At 67.5% G+C, this 20393-nt stretch carries 18 protein-coding genes; 13 read left to right on the plus strand and 5 right to left on the minus strand.

What is annotated here, in order from left to right:
* Positions 1 to 7: 7 nt before the first annotated feature.
* Positions 8 to 190 (minus strand): hypothetical protein, encoded by a 183-nt coding sequence (locus E0702_RS02445; RefSeq protein WP_132041379.1) that lies wholly within the window; start codon positions 188 to 190, stop codon positions 8 to 10.
* A gap of 155 nt (positions 191 to 345) precedes the next feature.
* Here E0702_RS02445 and E0702_RS02450 point away from each other — a divergent pair, with 155 nt between their 5' ends.
* The 8 genes from E0702_RS02450 (at position 346) to E0702_RS02485 (ending at position 8091) form a co-directional block, all read left to right on the plus strand.
* Positions 346 to 1239 carry a LysR family transcriptional regulator gene (locus E0702_RS02450; protein WP_132041380.1) on the plus strand — a complete coding sequence of 298 codons (894 nt, stop codon included), beginning with the start codon at positions 346 to 348 and terminating at the stop codon, positions 1237 to 1239.
* Positions 1240 to 1403: 164 nt separating this feature from the next.
* Positions 1404 to 2795, plus strand: a complete 1392-nt coding sequence (locus tag E0702_RS02455) for an amidase (protein ID WP_132041381.1) — start codon at positions 1404 to 1406, stop codon at positions 2793 to 2795.
* A gap of 110 nt (positions 2796 to 2905) precedes the next feature.
* Positions 2906 to 3139: a hypothetical protein gene (locus tag E0702_RS02460; RefSeq protein ID WP_132041382.1), complete on the plus strand. Its 234-nt coding sequence runs from the start codon at positions 2906 to 2908 to the stop codon at positions 3137 to 3139.
* Positions 3132 to 4679 (plus strand): sodium:solute symporter family protein, encoded by a 1548-nt coding sequence (locus tag E0702_RS02465; RefSeq protein WP_132041383.1) that lies wholly within the window; start codon positions 3132 to 3134, stop codon positions 4677 to 4679. The genes E0702_RS02460 and E0702_RS02465 overlap by 8 nt, the downstream gene beginning before the upstream one ends.
* Before the next feature lie 2 nt (positions 4680 to 4681).
* Positions 4682 to 6154, plus strand: coding sequence for an aldehyde dehydrogenase family protein (locus E0702_RS02470; protein ID WP_132041384.1), 1473 nt, complete (start codon positions 4682 to 4684; stop codon positions 6152 to 6154).
* A 30-nt stretch (positions 6155 to 6184) separates the two neighbouring features.
* Complete coding sequence (locus E0702_RS02475) at positions 6185 to 7123, plus strand: NAD(P)-dependent oxidoreductase (RefSeq protein ID WP_132041385.1); 939 nt, start codon at positions 6185 to 6187, stop codon at positions 7121 to 7123.
* Positions 7124 to 7221: 98 nt separating this feature from the next.
* Positions 7222 to 7764 carry a DUF924 family protein gene (locus E0702_RS02480; RefSeq protein WP_132041386.1) on the plus strand — a complete coding sequence of 181 codons (543 nt, stop codon included), beginning with the start codon at positions 7222 to 7224 and terminating at the stop codon, positions 7762 to 7764.
* A gap of 81 nt (positions 7765 to 7845) precedes the next feature.
* Complete coding sequence (locus E0702_RS02485; RefSeq protein WP_132041387.1) at positions 7846 to 8091, plus strand: GlsB/YeaQ/YmgE family stress response membrane protein; 246 nt, start codon at positions 7846 to 7848, stop codon at positions 8089 to 8091.
* Between the two features lie 66 nt (positions 8092 to 8157).
* Here E0702_RS02485 and E0702_RS02490 read toward each other — a convergent pair whose 3' ends face one another.
* Entirely contained in the window at positions 8158 to 8907 is a 750-nt protein-coding gene (locus E0702_RS02490; protein ID WP_132041388.1) for a glycerophosphodiester phosphodiesterase family protein, read from the minus strand.
* 172 nt (positions 8908 to 9079) lie between these two features.
* On the opposite strand from E0702_RS02490, the gene E0702_RS02495 reads away from it, so the two are divergent.
* Complete coding sequence (locus E0702_RS02495; protein WP_132041389.1) at positions 9080 to 9652, plus strand: hypothetical protein; 573 nt, start codon at positions 9080 to 9082, stop codon at positions 9650 to 9652.
* A 79-nt stretch (positions 9653 to 9731) separates the two neighbouring features.
* Positions 9732 to 10709, plus strand: a complete 978-nt coding sequence (locus E0702_RS02500) for an NADPH:quinone reductase (protein ID WP_132041390.1) — start codon at positions 9732 to 9734, stop codon at positions 10707 to 10709.
* A 30-nt stretch (positions 10710 to 10739) separates the two neighbouring features.
* On the opposite strand, the gene E0702_RS02505 is transcribed toward E0702_RS02500, so the two are convergent.
* Positions 10740 to 11645 carry a MurR/RpiR family transcriptional regulator gene (locus E0702_RS02505; protein ID WP_132041391.1) on the minus strand — a complete coding sequence of 302 codons (906 nt, stop codon included), beginning with the start codon at positions 11643 to 11645 and terminating at the stop codon, positions 10740 to 10742.
* A 144-nt stretch (positions 11646 to 11789) separates the two neighbouring features.
* On the opposite strand from E0702_RS02505, the gene E0702_RS02510 reads away from it, so the two are divergent.
* From E0702_RS02510 to E0702_RS02520, 3 genes are all read left to right on the plus strand, one after another.
* Positions 11790 to 13118: an aspartate aminotransferase family protein gene (locus E0702_RS02510; protein ID WP_132041392.1), complete on the plus strand. Its 1329-nt coding sequence runs from the start codon at positions 11790 to 11792 to the stop codon at positions 13116 to 13118.
* A 14-nt stretch (positions 13119 to 13132) separates the two neighbouring features.
* Positions 13133 to 13693: a carboxymuconolactone decarboxylase family protein gene (locus tag E0702_RS02515; protein WP_132041393.1), complete on the plus strand. Its 561-nt coding sequence runs from the start codon at positions 13133 to 13135 to the stop codon at positions 13691 to 13693.
* A gap of 202 nt (positions 13694 to 13895) precedes the next feature.
* Positions 13896 to 15815 (plus strand): SLC13 family permease, encoded by a 1920-nt coding sequence (locus tag E0702_RS02520; RefSeq protein ID WP_132041394.1) that lies wholly within the window; start codon positions 13896 to 13898, stop codon positions 15813 to 15815.
* Between the two features lie 192 nt (positions 15816 to 16007).
* Here the strand turns inward: E0702_RS02520 and E0702_RS02525 are convergent, their stop codons facing one another.
* Positions 16008 to 18455 (minus strand): acyl-CoA dehydrogenase, encoded by a 2448-nt coding sequence (locus E0702_RS02525; RefSeq protein ID WP_132041395.1) that lies wholly within the window; start codon positions 18453 to 18455, stop codon positions 16008 to 16010.
* Between the two features lie 241 nt (positions 18456 to 18696).
* Positions 18697 to 20388 carry a choline dehydrogenase gene (betA, locus tag E0702_RS02530; RefSeq protein ID WP_132041396.1) on the minus strand — a complete coding sequence of 564 codons (1692 nt, stop codon included), beginning with the start codon at positions 20386 to 20388 and terminating at the stop codon, positions 18697 to 18699.
* Between the last annotated feature and the right edge of the window lie 5 nt (positions 20389 to 20393).

Genomic DNA, 20393 nt, shown 5'->3' on the forward strand with positions numbered 1-20393 from the left:
GGCTCCGTCAGCCGGCAACAAGGCCGTAGAGGGTCGGTGAGGCGGCCAGCAAGAATCCCGCGCCGGCGATGAGGCGTCCCGGCCACAGGTGGCGGCTGTAGTGGGCCAGGCTCAAGCCCCCCAGGCAGATCAGCATGCCGAGGATATTGAACAGATAGGTGATCATCGACCAGAGCGGGTCGGGATTCATGCGCTGACGCTCCTCGCTTGTGGTGTCAGATCGGGGATGGTATCAGGAGAGCCATGCATGCGGCAGTGACATCCACCGTTCAAGCTCTCTGGCGGAGCCTTTCCGAATGGTATGTTGTTGATCACTGATGATTGACCAGCTATGGAAAACTCGAAATGCACTCGAGAGCGTTGCGCTACTTCGACACCGTGGCCCGGTGTCGGTCGTTGCGGCAGGCGGCCTCGCGGCTACATATAGCGCCTACCGCGATCAGTCGACAGATCGATCTGCTGGAGCATCAGCTCGGCGCGCCGCTCCTGGAGCGCGGTCCGGAGGGCATCCGGCTAACCCCGGCCGGCGAGCTGCTGGCCGAGCAGGCACGCCGCACGCTGCGGGATCTGGAGAGAGTCGAGGCGCGCATTGCCGACCTGAAAGGATTGCATACCGGTCGAGTGGCGCTACTCGCTGCCGAGGGCACCGTGGCCGGGCTGCTGGTACCGGTGCTGGCCGAGCTGAATCGCGACCACCCCCGGCTAACCTTCGAGATCAGCACCGCCAGCGCCGGCGGTGTGCTCGCCGGGCTGCGCGCAGGGGATGCCGACATTGGACTGGGATTCTTCATGCCGCCGCGGGAAGATATCGAGTGCGTGGCCAGCGCCGAACTCGAACACTGCGCGGTGATGGCGCCCGCTCATCCGCTGGCTGGGCGCAAGCGCCTAACCCTGGCGGAGCTGGTTGGCGTGCCCCTGGCGCTACCCGATGAGCGGTTCGGGTTACGCCAGGCGCTGGAGCGGTCGGCCAAGGCCCGAAAGCTGAACCTTACACCGACCTTCGCTACCGCCTCGCTGGAGACTCAGAAGGCGTTGGCCATGGAGGGCAGTGCTCTGCTGCTGCTGCCGGCCATGGCGGTGGCTCGTGAGTGTCGACAGGGCCTGCTGGTGGCGGTGCCGTTGCTCGCGGGGGAGCTGGAGCGTGCCCGGGTCGATCTTTGCGTCTACCGTCATCGAACACCCAGCTTCGCCATGCAAGCGTGCCTGGAGCGACTGGTAGCGTCGATGAATAGCGCCTAGCTGCTGGCGGCCTGCGCCTGTTGCAGGTCCGCCTTCAATGCATTAGCGCCCCTTGGGTGAACACATTTTGTGGACACCCGGGCGCCAAGATTGCAATAGCGGTGGATGTTGTGGCCGGCCATGATGAGACGACAACCCGCAACTGATAAAAAAAGGAGAGGGGCATGGCGGAGTGTCTGGCCTGGACGGCGACCGAACTGCTGGCCGCCTACCGCGACAAGCGGCTGTCGCCCAGCGAGTACGTGGAGGCGCTGATCGCGCATATTGCCCGTTGGGAGCCGCAGCTGAATGCACTGTACGCCTATGCGCCAGAGGCGCTTCGCGAGGCGGCTCGGGCGTCCAGTGTCCGCTGGGCCAAGGGTGAGCCGCGGGGCGCACTGGATGGCGTGCCGGTCACGATCAAGGAGCTGATCGCCACCAAGGGCACGCCGATTCCTCACGGTACCCTGGCCGGAGAGCATCCGCCCGCCACCGAAGATGCTCCGCCCACCGCGCGGCTCGCCGAGGATGGTGCCCTGCTGATCGCCAAGACCACCTGTCCGGACTACGGCATGCTGTCGTCGGGGCGTTCCTCCTTTCACGGCCTGACCCGCAACCCCTGGGATCTCTCCTGTAATCCGGGCGGCTCCAGCTCCGGTGCCGCGGCGGCGGCGGGGGCTGGCTACGGGCCGCTGCATGTCGGGACCGACATCGGCGGCTCGATTCGCCTGCCGGCGGCATGGTGCGGCGTGGTGGGCTTTAAACCTACCCTGGGCCGGGTGCCCATCGATCCGTATTATGTTGGACGCTGCGCGGGCCCCATGACCCGCAGCGTGGCCGACGTGGCGCTGATGATGGGTAGCCTGTCGCGCACCGACCGTCGCGATGCCATGCGCCTGCCGCCCGAAAGCATCGACTGGCAGTCGTTGGAGCAGCCGATGCGCGGCCTGCGCATCGGCGTGATGTTGGAGGCGGGCTGTGGACTGGGGCTGAATGATGAGATCGCCACCTGCGTCGAGGCGGCGGCAAATCACTTCGAGGCGGCCGGGGCCACCCTGGTGCCGCTGGCACCGGTGATGACGCGGACCATGCTCGATGGGCTCGATCGCTTCTGGCGGGCGCGTCAGTGGAGCGAGCTCGAGGCGCTGCCGCCGGAAGAGCGTTCCAAGGTGCTGCCGGAGATCCTGGCCTGGGCGGATGATGGTGCCCGGCTGAGCGGCACCGAGGTGGTGCAGGGCTTCGAGCAGACGTTGGCCATGCGGCGTGCCACCGAAGGGGTGTTCGCCGAAGTCGATGCGGTGCTGTCGCCGACAACGCCGATGATCGCCTTCCCCGCCGAGTGGCCGTCGCCGACCAATGACCCCCAACGTCCCTTCGAGCACATCGTCTACACCGTGCCGTGGAACATGGGCGAGCAGCCGGCGATCTCGCTCAACGGCGGCTTCAGCCGCGACGGCATGCCGTTGGGTGTGCAGCTGATCGCCGCGCGCTTCAACGATGCGTTGGTGCTGCGCCTGGCGCACGCTCTGGAGCGTTGGGTCGGGCCGGTCACCCAGTGGCCGGCGCCGCCGGCCTGAGGCCGCCGCCGAACTCGGCGGCATTCGACAGGCGCGCTCGGCAACAAGGCCATGGCAAGAACAAGAGCACGACAAGAACAAGAGCACGACAAGAACAAGGAGAGAGACCGATGTCGCAACGCTTCGTTCGACCCGCCAGCTGGCGCGGCTGGCTGGTGCTGGCCGGCTTCGTGGCGGTGATTGTCGCCGGCATCTGGCCGGTGATCGGCTGGATCAACCGCCCGACGCTGGTGGCGGGGCTGCCGGCGGTGGCGGCCTGGAGCTATCTGATCATCTTCGCCTGCTGCGCCGTGATGGCGCTGGGCAACCGGCTGGTGGCCGAGGAGGACGGTGACGATGACTAGTTCACTGCCGCTGATCATTACCCTCGGCTACGTGGCCATCGCCATGGTGATCGGCCTGCGCGCCCGGGGCGGACGCTCCATGAGCAGCCTGGAGGAGTGGGGCGTGGCCGGGCGCAGCATGGGGCCGGTGACCCTCTACCTGCTGATCGCCGCCGGCAGCGTCAGCGCCTACACCTTCATGGGGGCGCCGGGCTGGGCCTATGCCAAGGGCATTCCGGTGTTCTATGTGGCGATCTATCTGGCCTACCTGGCGCTGGTCGCCTGGTACTTCGGGCCCAAGGTGTGGGCCTTCGGCGAGCGCTTCGGCCATGTGACCCAGGCCAGCGCCATCGCCGACCGCTACCAGAGCCCGGCGCTGGGCGCCCTGGCGGCGCTGGTGATGTCGGTGGGCTCGGTGGCCTATGCGGTGCTGCAGACCATCGGCTCGGCCTACATCCTGTTCGTGATGAGCGGCGGGCGGATTCCGATCTGGGCCGGGGTGATACTGGTGCTGAGCTGCATCGCCGTCTACCTCTACGCCAGTGGCCAGCGGGCGATCGGCAAGACCAACGCCTTCCAGGGCGTACTGATGCTGTTCGTCGCCTGGTGCATCGGGCTGTGGGCCACCCACAGCGCCACCGGCAGCTGGAGTTTCGGCGCGGTGTTCGCGCGGCTGCAGCGCGAGCATCCCGAGTTTCTGACCCTGCCCGGCGCGAGCGGCGACATGAGCTTCGCCTTCTGGACCACCTCGATCCTGGTCTCCATGGTGTCGTTCATGCCGCCGGTCTGGACCCAGTGGATGAGCGCCTCCTCGGCGCGCACCATTCGGCGCAGCGCCACCTGGCTGCCCACCTACTACCTGGTGATCCTGCCCATGGTGGTGGTGGGCTTTATCGGCATCTTCTCGCTGCCCGAGCTGGCGCGCGCCGACACCGTGGCCCTGGAGTACGCCATGCAGCATCTGCCGGCGCTGCTGGTGGGCCTGCTGGGCGCCGGTACCCTGGCGGCGTCGATGTCCTCCTGCGAGCCGTTCCTGCACTCCGTGGCGCTGACCTGCAGTCGCGATGTGCTGCAGCCGGCACTCAAGCTGTCGGACCGTCAGGCCGGCCGACTGGCGCGCTGGCTGCTGTTCCCCCTGATGGCGCTGGTGGTGGCGCCGCTGGCGATCGCCGAACCGGGCAATCTGGTGATGATCCTGCTGATTGGACTGGGCTTTGCCTCCCAGGTGCTGCCGGCCTTCGTCGGCATGTTCCTGTGGCCGCGGGCCACCCGGGCCGGGGTGGCGGCCGGCATCCTGGCCGGCTTCGTGATCACCGTTGCCTTCACCACCCTGTGGCCCCATCCGCTGGGCATCCACGCCGGCTTCTGGGGGCTGCTGGTCAACCTGCCGCTGTTCGTGCTGGTGTCGCGGGTCACCACCCCCACCGAGGCCGCCGTGGTCGAGCGCTTCTTCCGCATCGCCGCCCCCTGGCGCTACCGCTCGGTGGCGCGCCGTAGTTCATCGCTGACGCCGGCCACCGCCGGTGCCGCCCCCGTCTCCGCCCGTCGTGAGGAACCCTGAGCATGCCATCATCGATTCTGCCCCCGGATACCCTGCCCCCCGTCGCTGCGCTGATCGGTGGGCGCTGGATCGAGACGCCCCAGCGACTGGCCGTCGAGGCGCCGGCCTATGGCACCGAGCTGGGCCATATCGCCCGCTGTCAGCCGGCGGACGTGGACGCCGCGGTGCGTGCCGCCCGCCGGGCGCTGACCGGAGAGCTGGGAGAGTGGGTCCACTGGACGGCCCGCCGCCGTGGCGAGTGGCTGGCGGCCTTTGCCGCGGCCATCGAGGCCGACCAGGCGCGCCTGGCGGCGCTGGAGTGCGCCGACACCGGCAAGCCGTTGAGCCAGGCACGTGGCGATATCGCCGCCTGTGCACGCTACTTCCGCTTCTACGCCGGCGGTGCCGACAAGCTGCACGGCGAGACCATCCCCTTCGAGCACGACTTCGCCGTCATGACCCTGCGCGAGCCCTACGGCGTCTGCGCACAGATCATTCCCTGGAACTACCCGGCGCAGATCTTCGGCCGCTGCGTGGCCGCGGCGTTGGCCACCGGCAACACGGTGGTGCTCAAGCCCGCCGAGCAGGCCTGTCTGAGCGTGCTGCGCCTGGCCGAGCTGGCCGTCGAGCAGGGGCTGCCCCCCGGAGTGCTCAATCTGGTGCCGGGGTTGGGCGGCGAGGCGGGGGCGGCCCTGGCGGCCCACCCGGACATCGACCACCTCTCCTTCACCGGCTCGCCGGAGACCGGCACCCGGGTGGCCCAGGCCGCCGCCGAGCGGCATGTGCCCACCACCATGGAGTTGGGTGGCAAGTCCCCCCAGCTGCTGTTCGCGGATGCCGACCTCGACGCGGCGCTGCCCGCGGTGGTGCGCGGCATCGTCCAGAATGCTGGCCAGACCTGCTCTGCGGGTAGTCGGCTACTGGTGCAGGAGGAGATCGCCGATCAGGTGCTGCGTGAGCTGGCGGCCCGTTTCGAGACGCTGCGCTGCGACGTGGGCGAGGCAGATGCCGACTGCGGACCGCTGATCAGCGCCGCACAGAAGGCCCGGCTGGAGGCGCGGTTGGCCGAGGCCGAGTCCAGCGGCGTCCGGGTGCTGGCCCGAGGACACCTGGCCGATGGGGCACCGGCCCGGGGCCACTTCGTGGTGCCGCAGCTGCTCACCGAGATTCCTGAGGGCCATATGGTGTTGCGCGAGGAACTGTTCGGCCCGGTGCTGGCGGTGCAGCGTTTCCGTGACGAGGGCGAGGCGCTGCGCCTGGCCAATGCCACCGACTTCGGGCTGTGCGCCGGGGTCTGGACTCGTGACGGCGGGCGTCAGCTGCGCCTGGCGCGGGGCATCCGCAGCGGCCAGGTGTTTATCAACAACTACGGTGCGGCCGGCGGCGTCGAGCTGCCGTTCGGCGGGGTGGGGCGCTCGGGGCACGGGCGCGAGAAGGGCTTCGAGGGGTTGCGCAGCTACACCCGGCTCAAGACCGTCGCCCTGCGCCACGGCTGAACGTCGCTAACCATCAGCAAGGAGAGAACGATGACGCAGATCCGGCGAGTGGGCCTGGTGGGTGCCGGCCTGATGGGCCACGGCATCGCCCGCAACATCCTCAAGGCGGGCTATCCGCTGACCCTGCTCGATCATCCCGGTAACCAGCCGGTGGCCGACCTGCAGGCTGCCGGGGCCCAGGTGGTGGCCAGCGGGCGTGAGGTGGCCGCGGTCAGCGATGTGGTGCTGCTGTGTGTGACCGGCTCGCCCCAGGTCGAGGCGGTGCTGTTCGAACCCGAAGGCGTGTTATCCGGGCTGGCCGAGGGCGGGGTGGTGATCGACTGCTCCACGGCGCTACCCGGCTCGACCACGGCGGTGGCGCGGCGCGTGGCCGAGGCCGGCGGTCGTTTCATGGATGCCGCCATGACCCGCACCCCCCGCGAGGCGGAAGCGGGGCGGCTCAATCTGATCGTGGGGGCACCGGTATCGCTGTTCAGCGCCATGCGCCCGCTGCTGGCCAGCTTCGCCGAGACCATCACCCATGCCGGCGAGGTAGGCGCGGGGCACACCCTCAAGCTGCTGCACAACTACGTGTCGCTGGGTTTCTCGGCGGTGTTGCTGGAGGCAGCGGCGGCCTCGCGCCGGGCTGGCATCGACGATGCCGCGCTGCTCGAGGTGCTGGGTAGCGGCGGTGGCGCCGGCGTGGTGCTGGAGCGGCTACGGCCCTATATCGAGGCCAGCGACCCGGCGGGCTTTCGCTTCAGCGTGGCCAATGCCAGCAAGGATCTCGAATACTACTGTCGAATGGCCGACGAGCTGGCGGCGCAGGACGACGTGGCTCGGTCGGTGGCGGCACTCTACCGTAATGGCACGGCGCCGGAGCGGTTGGTGCCCGAGCTGCTCGAGGTGCTGGCCCAGGAAACCGAGCATGCTACGCTGCTCGATAACCACATCCCGGTGAGCCACCAGGGCGCGGTGAAGGGAGCGTAAGACGCTCGCAGGAGCAAGAGAAGACCGCTTGAGAAGGCGGCGAGAGCGCGAGGCGAGTTGTAACGAGGAGGGGGAGGAGAGAGGGAGGAGAGGACGGCATGGTGTCATCGGATGAGGTGCTGACATTCTGGTTTGATGAGCTCAAGCCGGCCCAGTGGTTCCGCAAGGATCCACGCCTGGATGCCGAGATCGCCAGACGCTTCGGTGCCTGTCTGGCCGCGGCCTGTCGTGGCGAGCTGTGGCGCTGGCGAGAGACGCCGGCGGGTCGACTTGGCGAGATCATCGTGCTCGACCAGTTCTCGCGCAATATTCATCGCGACACCCCGGCGGCTTTCGCTGCCGATCCCATGGCGCTGGTACTCGCGCAGGAAGCGGTGGCTTGCGGCGACGATGCCGAGCTGCCACCCAAGAGGCGAGCCTTCCTGTATATGCCCTTCATGCATAGCGAATCGGCGGTGATCCACGAGCAGGCAGCATGGCTGTTCGATCAGCCGGGCCTCGAGAGGCACCTGGGTGTCGAGCATCGCCATCGCGAGATCATTCTGCGCTTCGGGCGTTATCCCCACCGCAATGCCATCCTGGGCCGTGACTCTACCCCCGAGGAGCTGGAGTTTCTGGCACAACCGGGCTCTTCCTTCTAGCGTCTTTATACTGGCGCCACATCACACTCTCCATTTACTACTCACCACTCACTATTCGTCACGACACATACGGGAGGCATCATGGGAATTATCGCCTGGTTGATTATTGGTGGCCTGGCCGGCTGGATCGCCGGCCATATCATGCGGGGAGGGGGCTTCGGCATCCTCGGCAATATCGGCGTCGGTGTGGTCGGCGCGGTGATCGGCGGCTTTATCTTCAAGCAGATCCTCGGCATGGGTACCGGCGGGTTTCTGGGGTCGCTGTTCAGTGCCGTGGTCGGCGCGCTGATCCTGCTGTGGATCATCAGCAAGGTGAAGAGGGGGTAGCCTGCTTGAGGTTACCCGATGACCATGGGCCGCCTCTGTGCGGCCCGTGGTCGTTGAGGGAGCGGGTCAGGGAAGGTGATCGATAAAGCGATCAGGGACATCGCTGATCGCCGCATCGACACCCCATTGCCACTGATGGGTGAAGGCGGTTGGGTCGTTGGGGGTATAGCAGAGCAGGGCGTAGCCATTCTCCTTGATCGCCTTGGCCGCCCGACGGCTCAGCCGACGCCAGTCGGCATGGATGCTGTAGGCCTCGAGCCCGGCGCAGCGCTTCTGCCAGCCGCGACCGACCCCCTCGAAGAGGACACCCAGCGCCAGCCGCGAAGCGGGCGCCAGCCGGCGCGCCTGGCTCAGGGCCTGGTCATTGAAGGAGGAGACGATCAGTCGCTCCGGGGGCAGGGCCTCGAGGGCGGCCGGAAGCGACGCCTCGACCAGCGCTTCGGCATTGCGCCCACGGTTGACCTTGAGCTCCAGGTTGAGCCCCATCCCCAGCTCGTCGATCAGCGTCAGCATCTCGTCCAGGGTGGCGATACGCTCGCCACGGAAGGCATCGGAGAACCAGCCCCCCACGTCGAGCCGCCGAGCGGCGGGCAGGTCAAGATCGGCGAGCCTGCCGCGGGCATCGGAGCAGCGCCGGACCCCGGCGTCATGCCAGATCACCGGGGTGCCATCGCCCAGCAACTGAACGTCAAGCTCGACCCAGCTGCAGCCGGCGTCATGGGCGGCGCGTACGGCGGCCAGCGTGTTCTCGGGGGCTTGGGAGGAGAGGCCCCGGTGGGCCATCAGGCGGGGAAGAGAGATATCGGGGTGGGGCATCAGCCATCGTCCTGGTCAGCGAAGCGCCGTCACCGGCGGTGAATAGCCGCTCTAGCGTATCGCCATCCACCTGTTCTGGATATGGCCTGGTCTGGATATGGTAGGCTGCGCCACTTTCGATGCAGCCAGATTCGATGCAGCCAGAGCGCCGCCGCCGGTGCAGGAGAGTGAGATGAGAGTCGTGAATATCAACAACCCCCACCAGCGCGAGGCGTGCCTGGCCCGGCTCTGCGCCGAGGCCTATGGCCATGAGGCTGGCCTTCGCCCCCTGGCCACCTTTGCCGGCACCCTGGCGGTGCTGGTCGAACAGGAGGCGGCCAGGGTGCTGGCGCTGGTGGATGATCAGGCGCGCCCCGTCGCACTGGCCCTGCTGGTACTTGACGAGCATGGCAGCAGCATGACCGTCATGCTGCTGGCTGAGCTCGACGAGCAAAGCGTGGCGCGACCTGCCGAACGACTGGTCGCCGAGCTGGCGCTCAAGGCGCCCCTGCGCGTCGATACCCAGGACGATGAGCAGAAGAGACGCTTCAGCGAAGCAGGGGTCTCACGCTGGCTGGAAGGCAGGGCCGGTGTGCATATCGGCCTGGGCCCTAAGCACCCGGCTGCTTCGCTGGAGGACCTGCCGCAGGCGCTGACCTTTGACGAGGCGGCGGTGATCCAGTCCTTCAAGCAGGACCGTCAACAGTTCGATGACTACAAGGCGCGCTTTATCCGCGGCCTGGAAGCCTTTCCCGCCACCCTTTGAAGGGGCACGACTTGACCGCAGGAGGCCTTGGCGCTTGACTGGTGGGTTCATCCAGTAGCCAGCAAAGGAAAACAGCGACATGGCCAAGCGTATCCAGTTGTCCCGTACCGGCGGCTCCGAGGTCCTCGAGCTTGTCGACGTCGCCCCGGCGGACCCCGGTCCCGGCGAGGTAAGAGTCGCCAACCGGGCCGTCGGCCTGAACTTCATCGACATCTACTTCCGTACCGGCCTCTATCCGGCACCCGCGCTACCCACCGGCCTCGGCACCGAGGCGGCCGGGGTGGTTGACGCGGTGGGCGAGGGCGTGACGCACCTTCGGGAGGGCGATCGCGTCGCCTACGCTCAGGGCCCCCTGGGCGCCTATGCCGAGCGGCATACGCTGCCTGCCGACAAGGTGGTGGTGTTGCCCGAGGGCGTCGACTTCGAAACCGCCGCGGCCAGCATGCTGAAGGGGCTGACCGTGCAGTACCTGATGCGTCAGACCCACCGCCTCGAGGCCGGTGAGACCGTGCTCTGGCACGCCGCCGCCGGCGGGGTGGGCTCCATCGCCTGTCAGTGGGCCAGGGCGCTAGGGGTGAAGCTGATCGGCACGGTGAGCTCGCCGGAGAAGGCGGCACTTGCCGAGCGGAATGGTGCCTGGGCGACCATCGACTACACCAGGGAGAACGTGGTCGAACGGGTTCGTGAGCTGACCAATGGTGCCATGTGTGATGTGGTCTACGACTCGGTGGGCAAGGACACCTGGGAGACATCGCTGGACTGCCTCAAGCCGCGCTCGCTGATGGTCAGCTTCGGCAACGCCTCGGGGGCCGTGGAGGGCGTCAATCTCGGCATCCTCAACCAGAAGGGGTCGCTCTTCACCACGCGTCCAAGTCTCAACGGCTACGCCGATACCCGCGAGCGTCTGGAGATGATGGCCGCCGAGCTGTTCGAGATGCTCAAGAGCGACAAGGTCAAGGTCGATATCGCCCAGCGCTACCCGCTGGCCGAGGCCGGCAAGGCCCAGGACGCCCTGCAGGGGCGCCAGACCACCGGTTCCACCATCCTGATTCCCTGAACGGCTTCCTGCCTAAGGCGCGAGCTGCACCTACAGCGACTCGCTGAGCTCGCCGATCAACTGCTCGCGCCGCTTCAGCGAGGCGAGCCCCGCATCGCCGAGTCGGTTCGCCACCTCGCAGAGCAGCCCCTCGGCCAGCAGCATGAAGGCGCACATGCTGTTGCTGAAGAAGAGGCTGTGGTCGGGCACCGGAAAGACGTGGTGCGCCACCCGGGCGAGCGGTGAGCCCCGAGAGTCGGTCAGGGCGATGACGCGCACGCCCTGGCGCGCCGCTACCTCCGCCGTTGCCAGCACGCTGGGGGTGTAGGGAAAGCAGCTTGCCACCACCAGCACGTCCCCCGCCTCGAGCTGGGCCAGGGCGTCCGCCACACCGTGGCGAACGGCGTCCAGCGGTGCGGCATCGGCGCGCAGCATGCCCAGGCCATAGGCCAGGAAGGAGGCCAGCGAGGCGAACTGGCGCATGCCGTGAACCCGCACGCGCTTCGCTTCCACCAGCAGCCCTGCCGCCTCGGTGAAGGCCTCGCCATCGATCCCCGCCACCGTGTCGGCGATATTGGCGCTCTCCTGGCGGCCCAGGCGGGCCAGCCGGGCGAGGGCATCGTCATCTCCCTCGCTGTCCAGCAGGCGCGAGACCTGATCGCTATAGAAGCTCTTGCCCTCGGTGATGTGGCGGCGAAACACCGCCTGCAGGCCGGCGAAGCCGTCGAACCCCAGCCGCTGGGCCAGTCGCGACAGGGTCGAGGGGCTGACGCCCAGCCGTTCGGCCAGTTCGCTGATCGACGAGACCGCGGCCTGCTGGGGTGCTGTGACCATGGCTGCGAGTACCCGACGCGAGCGCTTGCCCAGCCGCACCGGTCCCTCGCCCTGTTCGAGGGTGGCGAGCAGCTGCTCGAGATCATCGAGGGTGTCCGGTCGTGGGGAGGAGGGGGAGCTCATGAGGGGGCATCGGCCTGCAGGGATTGAGGCGCGCATTGTAGCCTTCGTCGTTTCCGGCGTCAGGATAGAGTCGAATCCATTTGCAAATATATTTCCGTTTTATCAGAATGGATCATGAATTTGCATATCCTACGAGAGGATCGCATGAGCCACGTCTTCCACCGCCACCTTAAGCACGCCTACCCGACCGCCGTGGGCGGCGAGGGCCCCTACCTGATCGACGCCCAGGGCAAGCGCTACCTGGACGCCTGCGGCGGCGCCGCGGTCTCCTGCCTGGGCCACAGCGATGCCGAGGTGATCGAGGCGGTGCGTGACCAGGTGGGCCGGCTCGCCTATGCCCACAGCTCCTTCTTCACCACCGAGCCGATGGAGGAGTTGGCCGACTTCCTGGTCGAGCGGGCGCCGGCGGGCCTCTCCTCGGTATACTTCGTCTCCGGCGGCTCCGAGGCGGTGGAAGCGGCCCTGAAGCTTGCCCGCCAGTACTTCATCGAGCGCGGCGAACCCCAGCGCAAGCACCTGATTGCCCGTCGCCAGAGCTATCACGGCAACACCCTGGGCGCGCTCGCCACCGGCGGCAACGCCTGGCGCCGGCAGCAGTTCGAGCCGCTGCTGGTGGAGGTGAGCCACGTCAGCCCCTGCTACGCCTATCGCGACCAGGCTCCCGGCGAGACTCCGGAGGCCTACGGCGAGCGCCTGGCCACGGAGCTCGAGGCCGAGATCCAGCGCCTGGGTCCGGAGAACGTGATGGCCTTCGTCGCCGAGCCGGTGGTCGGCGCGACGCTGGGCGCGGTGCCGGCGGTACCCGGCTACTTCAGGCGGGTGCGCGAGATCTGCGATCGCCACGGCATCCTGTTGGTCCTCGACGAGGTGATGTGCGGCATGGGCCGCACCGGCACCCTCTTCGCCGCCGAGCAGGAGGGCGTGACGGCGGACCTGGTCACTATCGCCAAGGGCCTCGGGGCCGGCTACCAGCCGATCGGCGCTACCCTGGTCAGCGAGCGGATCCGCGCGGCCATCGCCGAGGGCTCGGGCTTCTTCCAGCACGGCCACACCTACATCGGCCACGCCACCGCCTGCGCCGCCGCCCTGGCGGTGCAGCGCACCATCGAGGCGCGCGGCCTGCTCGAGCGGGTCGTGAGTCTGGGCGAGGGGCTCCAGCAGCGCCTCGAGGCGCGCTTCGGCGACCATCCCCACGTCGGCGATATCCGCGGCCGGGGGCTCTTCCGCGGCCTTGAGCTGGTCGCCGAGCGTGACGCCAAGACGCCCTTCGACCCCGAACGCAAGCTGCACGCGGCGGTCAAGCGCGCCGCCATGGACGAGGGCCTGATGTGCTACCCGATGGGCGGCACCCTGGACGGCCGCCGGGGCGATCATATCCTGCTGGCGCCGCCCTTCATCCTCGACGACGCCCAGCTGGACGAGATCGTCGACAAGCTCGACGCCTCGCTTACGCGCGTCCTCACCCACTCGTAACGGAGCCCCGCCCGATGTCGATCGACTCCCGCCTCTCTCCCCTGGACGAGGCCGCCATGGCCCCCGAGCAGCGCCGCGTTCTGGACGCCATCCTGAGCGGCCCGCGCGGCAATCTGGATGGCCCCTTCCTGGCCTGGATCCACAGCCCGGAGCTGGCCGACCACGCCCAGCGCCTCGGCGCCTTCTGCCGCTACGGCACGCGCCTGGAGCTGCGGCTCACCGAGCTCGCGATCCTCGTCACCGCGGCCTGGTGGCGGTCCCAGGCCGAGTGGCAGATCCACGCGCCCATCGCCCGCGACGCGGGGCTCGATGAGGCGGTGATCGAGGCCCTGCGGGCGGGCCGCGAGCCCGCCTTCGAGCGCGACGACGAGGCGCTGGTGTATCGCCTCGGCACGACCCTCTACACCACTCGGCGCGTCGACGAGGCGCTCTACGCCGAGGCGGTGGCCGCCTTCGGCGAGCCGGCGGTGGTCGAGCTGGTGGGGGTCTTCGGCTACTACGCCCTGGTAGCCATGACCCTCAACGTCTTCGAGGTGCGCCGGGGCAGTGAGCCTCTGCCGTTCGCCGAGCCGTAATGGGCGACCGTCATCCCGGAGGACGTGATCCTTCGCAAGAACAAGGACAAGAATCCGACCCTGCCCGCACCGACTGATGCCCGTCTCTCCTTGGTAGCCAGGCGAGAGGCGATGGGGCGGCCTCGAACGGTAGAAAACACTTGTCGCCAGGGCGCCTGACTGGCGATGCTGTGGACATCCGATCTCACAGGGAGGTGCACCGATGGCCGACAGCACCCTGATCTTCCTCGTCCTCGGCGCGACCCTGGCAGCCTTTGTCTGGGGGCGCTTTCGCTATGATCTGGTGGCGATGGCCGCGCTGCTGGGCTCGGTGGTGCTGGGCCTGGTTCCCGGCGATCAGGCCTTCCAGGGCTTCGGCCATCCGGCGGTGATTACGGTTGCCGCTGTCCTCGTCCTCAGCCGGGGGTTCGAACGTTCTGGCGTGGTGGACCTGATTGCCAAGCAGCTCCTCAAGGTGGGCGAGCGCCTCTTCCTGCAGTTGCTGGTGCTGGTGGGCACGGTCGTGGTGCTTTCCGGCGTCATGAACAACGTGGGAGCGCTCGCACTGCTGCTGCCGGTGGCCATGCGCATGGCGCGCGAACACGATATTTCCCCCTCGCTGTTGCTGATGCCCCTGGCGTTCGGGTCGCTGCTGGGCGGACTGACCACCCTGATCGGCACCCCGCCCAATATCATTATCGCCAGCTACCGTGGCGGCGTGACCGGCGAGAGCTTCGGCATGTTCTCCTTCTCGTCGGTAGGCGTGGCGGTGGCCCTGGCGGGATTGATCTTCATTCTCCTGGTCGGCTGGCGCCTGGTGCCCCAGCGCGCGGGCAAGGCCTCCACGGAGGCCATGTTCGACACCGCCAACTATCTGGTCGAACTGCGTGTCGGTGAAGACTCCCAGGCCAGGGGGCTGACCCTGCGTGAGCTTCAGCAGAAGCTGAAGGAGGCGGTGCCGGTGCTGGCGGTGGTGCGCGATGAGAAGCGCCGCGCCGGCCATGCCTTCTTCGGGGTGTTGAGAGAGGGGGATATCCTGCTGATGGAGGCGGGGCCCGAGGAGATGAAGCTGCTGGAGGACAAGGCTGGCCTACATCTGGGCAAGGAAGTCGAAGAGGAGCAGGACGAAGAAGCGGGGCACGATAGCGAGGAAGATGAGGAGAAGGGCACTGGGGAGGCCGCGCCGGAGCATGCCCCTGCTGTCGTGGAGGATGACAGCAAGCGCAACAGTGTGGACAGGAAGGCCAGCGGAAAACCAGATAGGGAGAGCAAGGGCGTTGATACCGAAGGGTTGCAGCTGGTCGAGGCCGTCGTGCGCAACGACTCGAAGATGATCAACCGCACGGTGGCCCAGCTGCGACTGCAGAACCAGTTCAGCCTGCATCTGGTCGCCGTCGCCCGGGATGGTGGTCGCCTCAGGCAGCGTCTGCACGAGATCCGCTTTCGTGCCGGGGATGTGCTGTTGCTGCAGGGCGATGAGAGCGAGCTGGCCGAGAGTCTGTCGACCCTGGGCTGCCTGCCGCTGGCCAGCCGCAATCTGACCCTGGGGCAGCCGCGCATGCTGCTGGTATCCCTCGCCATCTTCGCCGCCGCCATCCTGGCCATGCTGCTTGATCTTCTGCCGGCGGCGGTGGCGCTCTCCACGGCGGCCCTGGTCTCACTGCTGGTCGGCGTGCTGCCGCTGCGCGAGGGCTATCAGGCCATCGACGGGCCGGTGATCGTGCTGCTCGGGGCGATGATCCCGGTGGGCGAGGCGCTGGAGACCAGCGGCGGGGCGACCCTCATCGCCGAGGCGATGCTCGCCTGGGGCAGCGACTGGCCGGTGGTGGTCACGCTGGTGGTGCTGTTCCTTCTCTCCATGGTGCTTTCCAATATCGTCAACAATGCCGCCGCGGCGCTGTTGATGGCACCGATCGCCGCGAGCCTGGCGTCGGGGTTTGATACCTCGGTGGACCCCTTTCTGATGGTGGTGGCGGTAAGTGCCTCCTGTGCCTTCCTGACCCCCATCGGCCACCAGTCCAATACTCTGGTGATGGGACCCGGTGGTTACCGCTTCAGTGACTACTGGCGGCTGGGGTTGCCGCTTTCGCTGGTGGTGATGGCCGTGACCGTGCCGATGATCCTGCTGGTCTGGCCCTTGTAGGAACGGGGTGCAAGGAACGAGGGGCGAGGTGCGAGGTGCGAGAGAAGCAAGGAGTGGGGGGGGAAACAGGAAGCCGGGGGCGTGGTACAGGCAGCGGTAGGCGAACAACCAAGGAGAGACGGACCGCTGCCCGAGGCCGAACGAAAATGCCCCGGCATTGGCCGGGGCATGCGACGGAGAGGTAGATGAACGTCAGGACGCGTTATGGCGCAGTACCTTGGACTTGTCGGTCACGAAGGCGTCGTATTCGAAGTCGTCCACGGTCAGCAGCTCCAGTACCCGGGCCTCGCGCTCGCGCATAAAGGCGCCATCCTCCTGTGAAATGATCCCCTGGGCCAGGCCGGCCTCGACCCGCTGCTCCGGATGCAGGGCATCGGCGGCAAGCTCGCCCTTGGCGTAGGCCTTGTTGAGCGTGCGGTAGAGCCCCTCGGCGCGCTCCTGGGTGGCCAGCAGGGCGTTGTAGCGGGCCAGGAAGTTGGCCTCGGGACCATCGTCGCTGCTCCAGGTATTGGCCAGCAGTTTCGTGCGCAGGGCGCTGTCGTGGGAAACCGCCTGGGCGATGCGGCGTGCCAGGTCATCGTGGGGGCGCTTGAAGCGCTTGCCCCGTGGCATCACCACCCGCCGCAGTACACCGGCGAGGGCACGGTTGGGCAGGTTGTCGAACAGCTCATCCAGGGCCTGCTCGGCACGGCCCAACAGTAGCTGACAGCTATAGTGAAGCAGGGCCTCCTCGCCCTCGACCCTGTCACCCTCGTGCCACTGCTTGATCACCATGGAGGCGAGGTAGAGGTTGGAGAGCACATCGCCCAGTCGTGCGGAGAGCATTTCACGCAGCTTGAGGGTTGCACCGAGGCTGGCCATGGCGGCATCGGCGCAGAGTCCGAAGCCGGCCGAGAGTCGGGCGATCTCCTGGGCGTAGCGGGCGGCTTCGCCATCGAAGGGCACCACCGGCTTGCCGATGCCCAGCCCCTGGGTGAAGGCGCGGGCGGCGTTGCCGAAGATCAGGCCGGCATGGCCGAAGAAGGCGCGATCGAAGGCCTGGATATCATCGGCATCCTTGGCGGCCAGCTCCTCGAGGACATAAGGATGGCAGCGGATGGCGCCCTGGCCGAAGATCATCAGGTTGCGGGTCATGATATTGGCGCCCTCCACGGTGATCGCCACCGGGTTGGCGCTATAGCCGATCCCCAGATAGTTGCGCGGGCCCAGGGTCACCGCCTTGCCGCCATGGATATCCATGGCATCGCCGAGGATCACCCGCTGAAACTCGGTGAGCTGGCTCTTGAGGATCGCCGAGGGGACCGCCGGCTTCTCGCCACGATCGATGGTGTTGGCGGTCTGGTAGACCGCGGCCTGGGCGATATAGCCCAGTGCCGTCATGCGGGCCAGCGGCTCCTGAACGCCCTCCATCTCGGCCACTGGCACGTTGAACTGACGACGGATGCGGGCGAAGCCGCCGCTCCAGCCGATGGCGTAACGCGCGGTGCCGGTGGCGCCGGAGGGCAGGGTGATACAGCGACCCACCGAGAGGCACTCCACCAGCATGCGCCAGCCCTGGCCGATCATCGCCTCGCCGCCGATGATGGTATCCAGGGGCACGAAGACATCCTTGCCGCGGATCGGACCATTCAGGAAGGGGCTGCCGATGGGGTGATGCCGGCGGCCGATCTCCATGCCCTCGGTATCGCGAGGGATCAGTGCCAGGGTGATGCCGCGATCCTCTTCCTCGCCAAGCAGATGGTCCGGGTCGAAGAGGCGGAAGGCCAGGCCCACCACGGTGGCGATGGGTGCCAGGGTGATCCAGCGCTTCTCGAAGTTGAGGCGCAGGCCGATCACCTCCTCGCCATCGATCACCTGCTTGCAGACCACGCCGGTATCGGGCAGCGAGGTCGCATCACTGCCGGCGCGAGGGCCGGTCAGGCCGAAGCAGGGTATCTCACGGCCGTCGGCCAGGCGGGGCAGGTAGTGGTTCTTCTGCTCGTCGGTGCCGTACTTCAGCAGCAGCTCACCCGGCCCCAGGGAGTTGGGCACGCCAACGGTGACCATCAGGGTCTCGTTGATCGACAGCTTCTGCAGCACCAACGACTGGGCCTTGGCCGAGAAGCCGAGGCCGCCGTACTCCTTGGGAATGATCATCCCGAAGTAGCGCTCCTGCTTGAGGTGATCCCACAGCTCCTGGGGCAGGTCGGCCCGCTCCTTGGCGATATCCCAGGCATTGCACATGCCGGCCGCCACCGAGCACTGCTTGTCGAGGAAGGCCTGCTCCTCCTCGCTCAGCCCCTCGTCGGTGTAGTCGAGCAGGGCCTGCCAGTTCGGCTTGCCGGTGAAGAGCTCGCCGTCCCAGGCGACGCTGCCGGCCTCCAGCGCCACGCGCTCGGTCTCGGAGACCCTGGGCGAGACCTTCTTGAACATGGTAAACAGGCGAGGGGTCAACCACTTGCCGCGCAGGGCCGGCAGCCCGGCGGCGGCCACGCCTGCGGCGCCAAGCAGCAGCAGGATGCCGAGCACGGGGGAGGCGACGAGCAGGCTGGTCAGGCCGGTGATGGCGAGTACCGCCAGGGCGGGCAGGGCGCCCGCCTCGCGGCGCATCACCGCCAGCAGGCCGACGATGGCCACGATCAGCAGGATCAGGGTGAGCATAGAGTGACTCCGATGAGGGTAGGCGATGAAAGATCGAACAGACGTTTGAATTCTTCCAGATTAGCGTAGATGTGTGCAACCGGCCAGCGGCACGACTCTTGGCCAGGGCCTTGAAGAGGCGTGAGAGGGACCGTCGCCGGACAAGCTTCGAACGTGGTGGTCATCCGGGAATGTGTTCATCCAAAAAAACGCCCCGCGCTGCAGTTGCAGGGCGGGGCGCAGTGGTGCGGCAGCGGTATCCTCAGTCGAGTCGGCGCTGGGGCTCGCCGCGTGCTGGGGTGTCGCCCGCCACGTAGTAGGGGGCATCGCTGCGCGGCAACGGCTCGCGGCCGCGGATGCGATCGGCGATCTTCTCGGCGAGCATGATGGTCGGCGCATTGAGGTTGCCGGTCGGGATCTGCGGGAAGAGCGAGGCATCCACGACGCGTAGGCCCTCGACCCCATGCACCCGGCCCTGGCCGTCCACCACGGCGTCGTCGCCATCGCCCATGCGGCAGCTGCCGCAGGGGTGGTAGGCGGTCTCGGCATTGGCGCGCACGAAGGCATCCAGCTCGGCATCGCTTTGCACCTCTGGGCCGGGTGAGATCTCGCGGCCACGATAGGCGTCGAAGGCGGGCTGAGCGATGATCTCGCGGGTCAGGCGAATGGCGTCGCGAAACTCCTGCCAGTCCTCCTCCTTCGACATGTAGTTGAACAGGATGCTCGGCGCGGCCTTGGGGTCACGGGAGGTCAGGCGGATGCGTCCGCGACTCTTGGAGCGCATGGAGCCCACATGGGCCTGGAAACCATGGGCCTGTACCGCACTCTTGCCGTTGTAGCTGATGGCAATCGGCAGGAAGTGGTACTGCAGGTTGGGCCAGGCCTGCTGGTCATTGCTGCGGATGAAGCCGGCGGCCTCGAACTGGTTGCTGGCGCCGACCCCGCGGCCGAGGAACAGCCACTCGGCGCCGATCTTCGGCTGGTTCCACCACTTCAGGGCCGGGTAGAGAGAGATTGGCTGAGTGCACTCGTACTGGATATACATCTCCAGATGATCCTGGAGATGGGCGCCGACATTGTCGTTGATATGCACCGGGGCAATGCCGAACTCCTCCAGAACATCGGCGGGGCCGACGCCCGAGCGCTGCAGGATCTGTGGCGAGGCGATGGCGCCGCCACACAGCAATACCTCGCGGCGGGCGCGCACCCGCTGTTCCTGGCCACGCCTGCGGTAGCGCACGCCGACCGCACGCTTGCTCTCGAATTCGATGATGTCGGTCATGGCGCGGGTCTCGATGGTCAGGTTCGAGCGTCCCTTGGCCTGGTCAAGATAGCCCCGGGCGGTGGAGGCACGTCGCCCCCTGGGCGTGACGAAGCGGTCCATGGGGCCGAAGCCCTCCTGCTGGTAGCCGTTGACGTCGTCGGTCTCGGGGTAGCCGGCCTGCTTGCCCGCCTCGATAAAGGTGCGATAGAGCGGGTTGTTGTCCGCTTTCGGAGTCGTGACACTCACCGGCCCGTCGCCGCCATGGTAGTCATTGGGGCCGATATCGCGACTCTCGGACTTGCGGAAGTAGGGCAGGCAGTCCGCATAGGTCCAGTCATCGAGTCCCGGCGTCTTGGCCCAATGGTCGTAGTCCAGGGCGTTGCCACGGATATAGCACATGCCATTGATCAGTGATGAGCCTCCCAGACCCTTGCCACGGCCGCACTCCATGCGCCGGCCGTCCATATGGGGCTCGGGGTCGGTCTCGAAGGCCCAGTTGTTGAGCGTGCCCTGGAGAGGGTAGGCCAGGGCCGCCGGCATCTGGGTACGGAAGTCGAGGCGATAGTCGGGCCCGCCGGCCTCGAGCAGCAGCACCGAGACGTCGGCGTCCTCGGTCAGGCGGGTGGCCAGCACATTGCCGGCGGAACCGGCGCCGATGATGACGTAGTCGAATTCGCGGATCTGGGTCATGGGGT

This window comes from Halomonas marinisediminis (genome assembly GCF_004347715.1).
GTDB classification, from domain to species: Bacteria; Pseudomonadota; Gammaproteobacteria; order Pseudomonadales; family Halomonadaceae; genus Halomonas; species Halomonas icarae.